Genomic DNA, 11,572 nt, shown 5'->3' on the forward strand with positions numbered 1-11,572 from the left:
CCGGTTCGACCCCGGCCCCAGCCACGGTGCGCCCCCCATCTCCGATGGGGGGCGCGGTTTTGTGTCCCGGGTGCGGCCCACGGCGGCCCCCCCCGCCCCCGCGGCCCCCGGGGCGGCCCGCCAAACGGGCCGCCCCCCGGGGCCCGCGGTGCCCCGCGGCCCAACCGGGCGGGGGGCCACCCGGGGGGTGGGGGGCCCTAAACCCCGCCCCCCCCACCGCTCACCCCTTATTCAGGCAACATTGACTCTCTGCCCCGGAGGCGCCGCCTCCAGCCAGGCCAGAAAGCCCGTCAGGGCGTCCTCGCTCATCGCCAGCTCAAGCCGCTTGCCCCGGTGCAGACAGGCCAGCACCACCGCGTCCGACAGCAGCGTCAGCTCTTCCTCGCCCAGCGGAATCCGCCGCTCCAGCACCTCGATCGAGGCCCGCTCCAGCACCCGGCGTGGCCGGTACGCATAGGAGAAGACCCGGAACCATTCGATCCGGTCGCCGTTGTAGCGGGCCACGCCAAAGCCCCAGCCCTTGCCGGAGGACTCGCCGGGCTCCTCGGGAACGTCCCAGCGCAGACTGCAGTCGAAGGTGCCGCCCGACCGCTGGATGAGCCGCCTGCGCAACGCGAAGACGAGCAGCCCCATCAGTACCAGCAGAACGACGATGCCGCCCACGAGCAGAGCGAGGACCATCTCCACCGACCTCCTCGCATGATCTAGAGCAACCGCACCTGCATTGCCTCAGCCGCGGACCGCCCTGGATGGTGGCAGGCGGTCCGCGGCTGAGGGACGTGGTTCAGTGGGTCTCGGGCTAGTGAACGCCCGTGACCGCACGGAGCCGGATGTCCGCACGACGCTCGGCGGCCGCATCGGCCTCCGACTTCGCACGGTCCAGCGCCCGCTCCGCACGGGTGACGTCGATCTCGTCCGCCAGCTCGGCGACCTCCGCGAGCAGCGACAGCTTGTCGTCCGCGAACGAGATGAAGCCGCCGTGCACCGCGGCGACGACCGTCCCGCCGTCGGTGGTTCTGATGGTCACCGGGCCGGACTCCAGCACACCGAGCAGCGGCTGGTGGCCGGGCATGACGCCGATGTCACCCGATGTGGTACGCGCGATGACCAGAGTGGCCTCGCCGGACCAGACGCTTCGGTCCGCCGCGACCAGCTCGACGTGCAGCTCAGCAGCCAACGTGGCTCCTCGGGTCTCCACCCGCCGGGTCCGGCGGGCGTTGGGTCAAAGAATAGGGGACGTACGGTCCGGGGGCGGCAGCACCCCGCCCCCGGGCCATGAGCATCGGAACGCTCAGGAGACGCCCAGCTCCTTGGCGTTGTTCTTGAGGTCCTCGAGACCACCGCACATGAAGAACGCCTGCTCCGGGAAGTGGTCGAACTCACCGTCGCAGATGGCGTTGAACGCGGCGATGGACTCGTCCAGCGGCACATCCGAACCGTCCACACCGGTGAACTGCTTCGCCGCGTGGGTGTTCTGCGACAGGAAGCGCTCGACGCGACGGGCACGCTGGACGACCAGCTTGTCCTCTTCGCCGAGCTCGTCCATGCCGAGGATCGCGATAATGTCCTGGAGGTCCTTGTACTTCTGCAGGATGCCCCGGACGCGCATGGCGGTGTCGTAGTGGTCCTGCGCGACATAGCGCGGGTCCAGGATGCGGGACGTCGAGTCCAGCGGGTCCACCGCCGGGTAGATGCCCTTCTCCGAGATCGGACGCGACAGCACGGTCGTCGCGTCGAGGTGCGCGAAGGTCGTGGCCGGGGCCGGGTCGGTCAGGTCGTCCGCGGGGACGTAGATCGCCTGCATCGAGGTGATCGAGTGACCACGGGTCGAGGTGATGCGCTCCTGGAGGAGACCCATCTCATCGGCCAGGTTCGGCTGGTAGCCCACCGCGGAGGGCATCCGGCCGAGCAGGGTCGAGACCTCCGAACCGGCCTGGGTGAAGCGGAAGATGTTGTCGATGAAGAACAGCACGTCCTGCTTCTGCACATCGCGGAAGTACTCCGCCATGGTCAGACCGGCCAGCGCCACCCGCAGACGGGTGCCCGGGGGCTCGTCCATCTGACCGAAGACCAGCGCGGTCTTGTCCAGAACGCCCGACTCTTCCATTTCCTGGATGAGGTCGTTGCCCTCACGGGTGCGCTCACCGACACCGGCGAACACGGAAACACCCTCGTGCAGCTTGGCCACACGCATGATCATTTCCTGGATCAGCACGGTCTTGCCGACACCGGCACCACCGAACAGACCGATCTTGCCGCCCTTGACATACGGGGTCAGCAGGTCGACGACCTTCAGGCCGGTCTCGAACATCTCGGTCTTGGACTCGAGCTGGTCGAAGGCGGGGGCCTTGCGGTGGATGGGCCAGCGCTCGGTGACCTCGGCCTCGGCCTCGGGCTCGTTCAGGATCCGGCCCAGGGTGTTGAACACCCGGCCCTTGGTGACGTCCCCGACGGGCACGGTGATGCCCGCACCGGTGTCGGTCACCGCGGCCTGGCGGACCAGGCCGTCGGTGGGCTCCATGGAAATGGCGCGCACCAGGCCCTCGCCCAGGTGCTGCGCAACCTCCAGGGTCAGGATCTTCCGCTTGCCGGCCTCGGCCGGGTCGGAGACCTCGACGGTGAGCGCGTTGTAGATCTCCGGCATCGCGTCGACGGGGAACTCCACGTCGACGACGGGGCCGATGACCCGTGCGACGCGGCCCGCCGCAGCAGCCGTCTCAACAGTGGTGGTCATTTATCGGTCACTCCCCGCGGTCGCGTCGGCCAGGGCGCTGGCGCCACCGACGATCTCGCTGATTTCCTGGGTGATGTCGGCCTGTCGGGCCGCGTTGGCAAGCCGCTTGAGCGACTTGATGAGCTCTTCGGCGTTGTCGGTCGCCGACTTCATCGCCCGGCGGCGGGCCGCGTGCTCGGAAGCGGCGGCCTGCAGCAGGGCGTTGTAGACACGGGACTCGACGAACCGCGGCATCAGCGCGTCGAGCACCGCCTCGTCCGACGGCTCGAACTCGAACAGCGGAAGGATCCGGTCCTTCGCCGGCTCGGCTTCGTCCTCCGCGTTCTCCGTCTTCTCGAGGGTCAGCGGCAGCAGCCGCTTGTCCACCGGGGCCTGCGTCATCATCGACACAAACTCCGTGAAGACGATGTGCAACTCGTCCACGCCGCCCTCGGCCGTGTCCTTCAGTACGGCCTCGATCAGCGGGTCCGCCACCCTCTTGGCGTCCGCGTAGGTCGGGCTGTCCGTGAAGCCCGTCCACGACGCGGCGACCGGGCGCTCCCGGAAGCCGAAGTAGCCCACGCCCTTGCGGCCGACGATGTAGTGGACGACCTCCTTGCCCTGGCCGCGCAGCCGCTCGGTGAGCTGGTCCGCCGCCTTGATGGCGTTGGAGGAGTAGCCGCCCGCCAGACCGCGGTCGCTCGTGACGAGCAGCACCGCGGCCCGCACCGGCTGCTCGACCTCGGTCGTCAGCGGGTGCCTGGTGTTGGAGCCGGTGGCAACCGCGGTCACTGCCCGGGTGAGCTCACTGGCGTACGGAGTGGACGCGGCCACCTGGCGCTGTGCCTTGACGATGCGCGAGGCGGCGATCATCTCCATCGCCTTGGTGATCTTCTTGGTCGCGGAGACGGTTTTGATCCGCCTCTTGTAGACCCGGAGCTGGGCACCCATGCTCAGCCCTCGCCCAGCAGCTTGCCGTCCGCCGTCTCGAACTGCTGCTTGAAGGACGCGACCGCGTCACCCAGCGCCTGCAGCGTGTCGTCGGACATCTTGCCGCCCTCGACGATGCTGGTCATCAGGCCCTTGTGGTCACGGTGCAGGTAGTCAAGCAGCTCGCGCTCGAAGCGGCGGATGTCCTCGACCGGGACGTCGTCCATCCTGCCGGTGGTGCCGGCCCAGATGGAGACGACCTGGTCCTCGGTGGCGTACGGGGCGTACTGGGTCTGCTTCAACAGCTCGACCATGCGCTTGCCGCGCTCCAGGGCCGCCTTGGAGGCCGCGTCCAGGTCGGAACCGAAGGCGGCGAACGCCTCCAGCTCGCGGTACTGGGCGAGGTCCACCCGGAGCCGGCCGGAGACCTGGCGCATGGCCTTGTGCTGGGCCGAACCACCGACGCGGGAGACCGAGATACCGACGTTCAGGGCCGGGCGCTGACCGGCGTTGAACAGGTCGGACTCCAGGAAGCACTGGCCGTCGGTGATGGAGATGACGTTGGTCGGAATGAACGCCGAGACGTCGTTCGCCTTGGTCTCGACGATCGGCAGACCGGTCATCGAGCCGGCGCCCATGTCGTCGGAGAGCTTGGCGCAGCGCTCCAGCAGCCGCGAGTGCAGATAGAAGACGTCACCCGGGTAGGCCTCGCGGCCCGGCGGGCGGCGCAGCAGCAGGGAGACGGCACGGTAGGCGTCGGCCTGCTTGGACAGGTCGTCGAAGACGATCAGGACGTGCTTGCCCTGGTACATCCAGTGCTGGCCGATGGCGGAACCGGTGTAGGGGGCCAGGTACTTGAAGCCCGCCGGGTCGGACGCCGGGGCCGCGACGATGGTCGTGTACTCCAGGGCGCCGGCCTCCTCCAGTGCGCCGCGCACGGACGCGATGGTGGAGCCCTTCTGGCCGACCGCGACATAGATGCAGCGGACCTGCTTGTTGGGGTCGCCGGTGCGCCAGTTGGCACGCTGGTTGATGATCGTGTCGATCGCCAGGGCGGTCTTGCCGGTCTGCCGGTCACCGATGATCAGCTGACGCTGGCCACGGCCGACCGGGGTCATGGCGTCGACGGCCTTGTAGCCCGTCTCCATCGGCTCGTGGACCGACTTGCGGACCATGACGCCGGGCGCCTGCAGTTCGAGGGCCCGGCGGCCCTCCATGTTCGCGATCTCGCCGAGGCCGTCGATCGGGTTGCCCAGCGGGTCGACGACGCGGCCGAGGTAGCCCTCGCCCACACCGACGGAGAGCACCTCACCGGTGCGCTGCACCGGCTGGCCCTCCTCGATGCCGCTGAACTCGCCGAGGACGATCGCACCGATCTCGCGCTCCTCGAGGTTGAGGGCGAGACCGAGGGTGCCGTCCTCGAACTTCAGCAGCTCGTTCGCCATGGCCGAGGGCAGCCCCTCGACCTTGGCGATGCCGTCGCCGGCCAGGCTGACCGTACCGACCTCCTCGCGCGAGGCCGCGTCCGGCTTGTACGCCTGGACAAAGTTCTCCAGCGCGTCCCGGATCTCCTCCGGCCGGATCGTGAGCTCCGCCATCTGGGTTCCCTGCTCTCCTTGTTGGGCCCGAAGTATTACTTCCCCAGGGGGCTTCCCCCGTGGGACACCGTCGGCCCAACTCGGGCCGTCAGTCATGCTCTTGAGTTGGTGGCTGGTCAGCCGGCCATCCGACGGCCCGCGTCGGCGAGCCGGTCCGCGATGGTCCCGCTGATGACCTCGTCGCCGATGCGCACCTGGATGCCGCCGATGACCTCGGGGTCGACGTCCAGGTTGAGGTGGACACGCTTCCCGTAGAGCCTGGCGAGGACATCGCCGAGGCGCTGCTTCTGCCGGTCGTTGAGCGGCACCGCGGAGATGACCTCCGCGACGACGCGGCCACGGCGGTCCGCGGCCAGCTTGGAGAGGGCGGTGAGCCCCGCTTCCAGGCTACGGCCTCGCGGCGCGGTGACCAGCCTGGTGACCAGTCGCTCGGTGACCGGGTTGACCCGGCCGCCCAGCAGCGCGCGCAGCAGCCCGGCCTTGGCGGCCCTGTCGGCGACCTTGTCGGTCAGCGCGGCGCGCAGACCGGGGTTGGACTCGACGATACGGCCGAAGCGGAACAGCTCGTCCTCGACGTCGTCCAGCTGGCCGGCCTGCTGGGCGGCGGCCAGGTCGGCGCTCGCGGCCAGCTCCTCCAGCGCGTCCACCAGGTCGCGCGAGGACGACCAGCGGGAGCGGACCAGACCGCTCACCAGGTCGGCGCAGTCACCGCCGACCTGCCCGCGCAGCAGACGTCCGGCCAGCTCGGCCTTGGCCTCGGCGGGCTGCGCCGGGTCGGTGAGGACCCGGCGCAGCGACACCTCGCGGTCGAACAGCGCGGTGACGGAGGTGAGGTCCTCGGCGAGCTCGGCGGCGTCGGTCGAGGCGCTGTCCACCAGCGCGTCGAGGTTGTCGCGTGCCGAGGCCAGGGCCTCGCGGCTCGCACCGTTCATCGGGTGACCTCAGCCTTCGTCGTATCGGCCGATTTGACCTCGAGCGCGTCGAGGAACCGGTCGATGGTCCGTTCCTGCCGGGCGGAGTCCTTCATGGACTCGCCGACGATCCGGTCGGCCAGGTCGATGGCCAGCTTGCCCACGTCCTGCCGCAGCGACGCCGCGGCGACCTGGCGGTCGGCCTCGACCTGGGCGTGACCGGCAGCGATGATCTCCGCACGCTGCCGCTCGCCCTCGGCCCGCATCTCGACGACCATCGCGGCACCCTGCTCCTGCGCCTCCTGGCGCAGGCGCGCGGCCTCGGTGCGTGCCTCGGCGAGCTGAGCCCGGTAGTCGTCGAGTACCTGCTTGGCCTCTTCCTGGGCGGCCTTGGCCTTCTCCAGGCCGCCCTCGATGGCCGTCCGGCGCTCGTCCAGGGTCTTGTTCAGACCCGGGAGGAGCTTCTTGCCGAGGAAGAGGACGACGATGAGGAAGGCGAGCGTACCGATGACCAGCTCGGGGATCGGCGGAAGGAAGGCGGGCTCTGCCTCCTCCGATGCCAGCGATGCTGCCAGGGCGATCACATCAGTGCCTTTCGTCGCTTGATCAGGTGTCGTCTACGGATCAGGAGGTGTAGACGAAGCCCATGACCAGACCGATGAGGGCGAGGGCCTCACAGAGGACGAAGCCCAGGATCTGGTTGGCGCGGATCAGGCCGGCCGCCTCGGGCTGGCGGGCCAGAGCCTGGGTGCCGTTGCCGAAGATGATGCCGACGCCGACACCGGGGCCGATGGCCGCGAGGCCGTAGCCGATGGAGGCGAGGTTGCCCTTGAGGGAAACGCCGTCGGCAAGGGTCTGAAGCGCAGCGGACATGCCGTTTCTTCCTTCTCTTTCACGGACCGGTGGGGGTTGGCCACCGGACGTCTGGGGGTCTGGGGGTGGAGCCGCTCAGTGGTGCTCGGCGAGAGCGCCCTGAATGTAGGAGCAGGCCAGGAGGACGAAGACGTACGCCTGAAGGGCCTGGATGAACATCTCGAAGACGGTCAGCAGGATGACCATCACGAAGGACACACCGGCGTAGGCGATGCCGATGCCGTTCAGCAGGTACCAGCTGGCGATGGTGAAGATCAGCAGCAGGACGTGGCCGGCGAACATGTTCGCGAAGAGCCGGACCGCGTGGGTGAAGGGGCGGATCAGCAGGTTGGAGAGCAACTCCAGCACCATGACCAGCGGGAGGACCCAGCCGAGTTCCTTGTTGTAGCCGGAGATGTTCTTGATGCCGCCGACAAAGCCGTGCCGCTTGAAGGTCAGTGGCACCCAGATCAGGTAGACCAACAGGGTCAGACCAGCCGGGTAGGCGATGATCGACGTCACCGGGAACTGGGCGATCGGGATGATCGACCAGAGGTTCATCATCCAGATGAAGAAGAACAGCGAGACCATCAGGGGGACGTACTTGTCGCCCTCCTTCTTGCCGAGGGCCTCGTAGACGATCCCCCTGCGGATGAAGTCGTAGCCGGCCTCACCCACCATCTGGAGCTTGCCCGGCACCACCTTGGCCCGGCCGAAGGCGGCCCAGAGGAACACAAGCACGACGACCGTGCTCAGAGTGGCCAGCAGCATCGGCTTGTTGACCTCGACACCGCCGATCTTGAAGAGCGGTTCGAAGACGAAGGAGTGAAGGCCCGGTGTCGGGAAGCCGCACCCATCGAAGATGTGGCAATCGGTCTCGAAGGCGAGCATCTGGTCAGCACTCACCGCGAGCTCCTTCAGCGTGGCGCATAGGTACGGCAACCTCGTTGTGTCGGCGCGGCAAGCAGCCACGGAACGGCACTGGACTGGTCTTACGGTTAGGGGTGCGGCAGGTCGGCCGGCGGCCGGGGGCCGCCGCAGGCATCAGCTGGACGGACCGCCGGCGCACTCCCGCGAAGAGCGGGGCTCCGGCCGTCTGCGTCCACTGCACCTCAGATGGCACCGGACGATAGCAGGTGAGCACACGAGCACTTATCCCGGCCCTACCGGTCATGACGGGGACTCCGCCGGCGCGGGCTTCTTCGCGTCGGCGGCGGCGTCCGGGTCGACATAAAGGATCTTCATCTTCAGGTGCGCGCGCAGCTGGGCCGCGACCCAGACGAGCGTGGCGGCGAGCACCGAGAAGGCAAAGGCCCGGATGTTGAAGAGCGTGGTGTCCTTCAGCACTCCCAGGAGGACGGCGATGACCAGGAACTGCACGGCGTAGAGCGCGAGTCCCATCATCTGGAACACCTGCGGCCACTGCCGTGCCGTGCGCTGGAGCAGGTACAGACCCAGGGACATGTTGGCCAGGGCGAGCGCGGTGCCCGCGATCGCTCCGACAGCCCCCTTGCCGCCCGCGAGCGGAAAGGCGATGGCCATGGCAATGACTCCCGCGACAGCGGTCGGTACGGCGCACTGCAGTAGCGTTCGGGCGTCGTTGGCCTGCATGAAGGGTCTCTCCGGCGGAGTCGGAAGCAACGATTCGTCGGGGACGAGCGTATCCCGGGGGCAAGAAGCTCTTTGCAAACGAAGGGCCGTCGCACCGCGGCCCTTCGGCTCTGACACCGCGGGTTTCGTGAACGGTATCACAAACTATTTGATGAGGTCTTTACCTACTTAGTGTGCTGCCCGTCACACGACAGAGTTACGGGCGATTCCCTCGCGCCCTCAGTCCCGCGTGCTGCTGCGCTCCCGGAAGCGCGCGCGGTCGCCGATGGCCGTCGCCCCGTGCAGCCCGGCCGACACCGCGCCCGGCCGGCCGGGCCGGGTGCCGTGGTCGGAGCCGCGGCGGTAGCGCGGCGGTACGAACTGCTCGGCCCAGCGCGGCGCCCGCGGGGTGAAGCGGGGCAGCATCAGCAGGGTCAGCCCCCCGGCGCTCAGCGCGACGATCACCAACAGGATCCATACGCTGCCCGAGTTCACCGAGTAGGCGACGGTGCCGAAGCCGATCAGCGCCGCCCAGAAGTACATGATCAGCACGGCCCGGCTGTGCGAGTGGCCGAGCTCCAGCAGCCGGTGGTGCAGATGCCCGCGGTCGGCCGCGAAGGGTGACTGGCCGTTCCAGGTGCGGCGCACCACGGCCAGGATCAGGTCGGCCGCCGGGATCGCGATCACGGTCAAGGGCAGCAGCAGCGGGATGTAGACCGGGACCATGCCGCGGGTCGCGGCCCGTTCGGAGCCGGTGAACAGCTCCAGCGCATCCGGGTCCAGCTGGCCCGTCATGGAGATCGCGCCCGCCGCCAGCACCAGCCCGATGAGCATCGACCCGGAGTCGCCCATGAAGATCCGCGCCGGGTGCATATTGTGCGGCAGGAAGCCCAGGCACATGCCCATCAGGACCGCCGCGAACAGCGTCGAGGGCGCCGCCGCCTCCACATTGTGGCCATACCACAGCCGGTAGGCGTACAGGAAGAACGCCGCGGCGGCGATGCACACCATGCCCGAGGCGAGGCCGTCCAGACCGTCCACGAAGTTGACCGCATTGATCGTGATCACCACCAGCGCCACGGTCAGCAGCGTGCCCTGCATCGGTGTGAGGTTGACCGAGCCGAAACCGGGCACCGGGATCCACAGGATCGTCAGCCCCTGGAGCACCATCACACCGGCGGCGATCATCTGGCCGCCCAGCTTCACCAGGGCGTCCACGCCCCACTTGTCGTCCAGCACCCCCAGCAGCCAGATCAGCCCGGCGCCGGAGAGCAGCGCCCGTGGCTCATTGGTCTCAAAGACGCCCTTCAGGTTCGACAGATGCGCCGCCACCAGCAGACCCGCGCACAGCCCGCCGAACATCGCGATACCGCCGAGCCGTGGCGTCGGCTCGCGGTGCACATCGCGCGCGCGGATCTCCGGCGCCGCACCGGCCATGAACGCGAACTTCCGCACCGGGCCCGTCAGCAAGTAGGTGACGGCCGCGGCCACGCACAGCGTCAGCAGGTATTCACGCACGGGCCGCCCCAGGGATCTCGCTGGACATCACAGCCCAACACCATAAACGCGTCCGCCTCCGATACGTGAATGGAGAAGAAGACGTTCACCGCCCCTTGATGGCTCCAAACGATCATGTCTGCACGGGATATGGCGGGAATCGACCGACCAGCTCCGTCACCGCCGACCGGACCTCGCCCTCCTGCCCCTCCCCGCGCAGCGCGGCGCCCAGCAGCGCCGCCACCCGCGTCATCTCGGCCTCTCCCATGCCCTGGGTGGTGACCGCCGCGGTGCCCAGCCGCAGCCCGCGCGAGGGGCCGTGGCCCAGGCCGCAGGTGTCCAGGACGATCCCGGCGGCGGCCAGCCTGCCCCGGGCGGTGGCGCCGTCCAGGGCGAGCGGGGCCACATCCGCGGTGATCAGGTGGGTGTCGGTGCCCCCGGTGCCGATGGCCAGGCCCTCGGCGGCCAGCGCGGCGGCCAGCGTACGGGCGTTGGCCACGACCTGGTGGGCGTAGGCCGTAAAGGCGGGGGTCGCGGCCTCGCCGAAGGCGACGGCCTTGGCGGCGACGCTGTGCATCTGCGCCCCGCCCTGGGTGAAGGGGAACACCGCCCGGTCGATCCGGTCGGCCGACCGGGCGCCGCACAGGATCAGCCCGCCGCGCGGCCCGCGCAGCACCTTGTGGGTGGTGGCGCACACCACATCCGCGTAGGGCACCGGATTGGGTGCCGCTCCCCCGGCGACCAGGCCGATGGGGTGGGCGGCGTCCACGATCAGATGCGCGTCGACCTCGTCGGCGATCTCCCGGAAGACGGCGTAGTCGGGGTGTCTGGGGTAGGAGATCGAGCCGCAGACGATGGCTCTGGGCCGGTGGCCGCGGGCGAGGTCGCGCACCTGGTCGTAGTCGATGAGGCCGGTCTCCGGGTGCACTCCGTAGCCGATGAACTCGAACCAGCGGCCCGAGAAGTTGGCCGGGGAGCCATGGGTGAGGTGCCCGCCCTGTCTGAGCCCCATCGCCAGCACGGTGTCGCCGGGTCTGAGCAGCGCGGCGTACGCGGCCAGTACGGCGGCGGAGCCGGAGTGCGGCTGGACATTGGCGTGCTCGGCGCCGAACAGCGCCTTGGCCCGGTCGGTGGCGATGCGCTCGGCGAGGTCGACCAGCTCGCAGCCGCCGTGGTGGCGGCGGCCGGGGTAGCCCTCGGCGTACTTGTTGGCGAGCGGGGAGCCGAGGGCGGCGAGCACCGCGGGCGAGGTGAAGTTCTCCGCGGCGATCAGCTGCAGCCCGGTGGACTGCCGTACGGCCTCGCCGAGCAGTACGCCCGCGACCTCGGGGTCCTGTCGCAGCAGCGCCTCGAAGCCGGGTCCCCAGTCTGGGCGCGGGCCCAGGGTGTTGGCCGGGGCGGGGGACACATCGGTGACAGGCATCGTGGGCTCCGATGCGGTGGCGGAAGAGCGGTGGGCGGGAAAGCCGTGCTCACCACCC

Annotated in this window: 12 protein-coding genes; all 12 read right to left on the reverse strand. The window is 69.3% G+C overall.

Annotation, left to right across the window (positions count from 1 at the left end):
• Positions 1-231: 231 nt before the first annotated feature.
• Positions 232-681: a DUF2550 domain-containing protein gene (locus ABCR83_RS25980; RefSeq protein ID WP_462697615.1), complete on the reverse strand. Its 450-nt coding sequence runs from the start codon at positions 679-681 to the stop codon at positions 232-234.
• Between the two features lie 118 nt (positions 682-799).
• Positions 800-1,177, reverse strand: a complete 378-nt coding sequence (locus ABCR83_RS25985; protein ID WP_462697616.1) for a F0F1 ATP synthase subunit epsilon — start codon at positions 1,175-1,177, stop codon at positions 800-802.
• A gap of 114 nt (positions 1,178-1,291) precedes the next feature.
• Positions 1,292-2,734: a F0F1 ATP synthase subunit beta gene (gene atpD / locus ABCR83_RS25990; RefSeq protein ID WP_462697617.1), complete on the reverse strand. Its 1,443-nt coding sequence runs from the start codon at positions 2,732-2,734 to the stop codon at positions 1,292-1,294.
• Positions 2,735-3,664 carry a F0F1 ATP synthase subunit gamma gene (locus ABCR83_RS25995; RefSeq protein WP_462697618.1) on the reverse strand — a complete coding sequence of 310 codons (930 nt, stop codon included), beginning with the start codon at positions 3,662-3,664 and terminating at the stop codon, positions 2,735-2,737.
• Positions 3,665-3,666: 2 nt separating this feature from the next.
• A complete protein-coding gene (atpA, locus tag ABCR83_RS26000) occupies positions 3,667-5,241 on the reverse strand; it encodes a F0F1 ATP synthase subunit alpha (protein ID WP_462697619.1) in 1,575 nt (524 codons plus the stop codon).
• 116 nt (positions 5,242-5,357) lie between these two features.
• Entirely contained in the window at positions 5,358-6,173 is an 816-nt protein-coding gene (locus ABCR83_RS26005; RefSeq protein WP_462697620.1) for a F0F1 ATP synthase subunit delta, read from the reverse strand.
• On the reverse strand, positions 6,170-6,733 hold the full coding sequence (locus ABCR83_RS26010) for a F0F1 ATP synthase subunit B (protein ID WP_462697651.1): 564 nt from the start codon (positions 6,731-6,733) through the stop codon (positions 6,170-6,172). The genes ABCR83_RS26005 and ABCR83_RS26010 overlap by 4 nt, the downstream gene beginning before the upstream one ends.
• 43 nt (positions 6,734-6,776) lie before the next feature.
• Positions 6,777-7,025 (reverse strand): ATP synthase F0 subunit C, encoded by a 249-nt coding sequence (gene atpE / locus ABCR83_RS26015; RefSeq protein WP_462697621.1) that lies wholly within the window; start codon positions 7,023-7,025, stop codon positions 6,777-6,779.
• Between the two features lie 75 nt (positions 7,026-7,100).
• Positions 7,101-7,895, reverse strand: coding sequence for a F0F1 ATP synthase subunit A (gene atpB, locus ABCR83_RS26020; protein WP_462697652.1), 795 nt, complete (start codon positions 7,893-7,895; stop codon positions 7,101-7,103).
• 279 nt (positions 7,896-8,174) lie between these two features.
• Positions 8,175-8,615, reverse strand: a complete 441-nt coding sequence (locus ABCR83_RS26025; protein ID WP_462697622.1) for a hypothetical protein — start codon at positions 8,613-8,615, stop codon at positions 8,175-8,177.
• A gap of 219 nt (positions 8,616-8,834) precedes the next feature.
• Positions 8,835-10,124 (reverse strand): MraY family glycosyltransferase, encoded by a 1,290-nt coding sequence (locus tag ABCR83_RS26030; RefSeq protein ID WP_462697653.1) that lies wholly within the window; start codon positions 10,122-10,124, stop codon positions 8,835-8,837.
• Positions 10,125-10,224: 100 nt separating this feature from the next.
• Entirely contained in the window at positions 10,225-11,514 is a 1,290-nt protein-coding gene (locus ABCR83_RS26035) for a serine hydroxymethyltransferase (protein WP_462697623.1), read from the reverse strand.
• Positions 11,515-11,572: the final 58 nt, after the last annotated feature.

It is taken from the genome of Streptomyces xingningensis, from assembly GCF_054957865.1.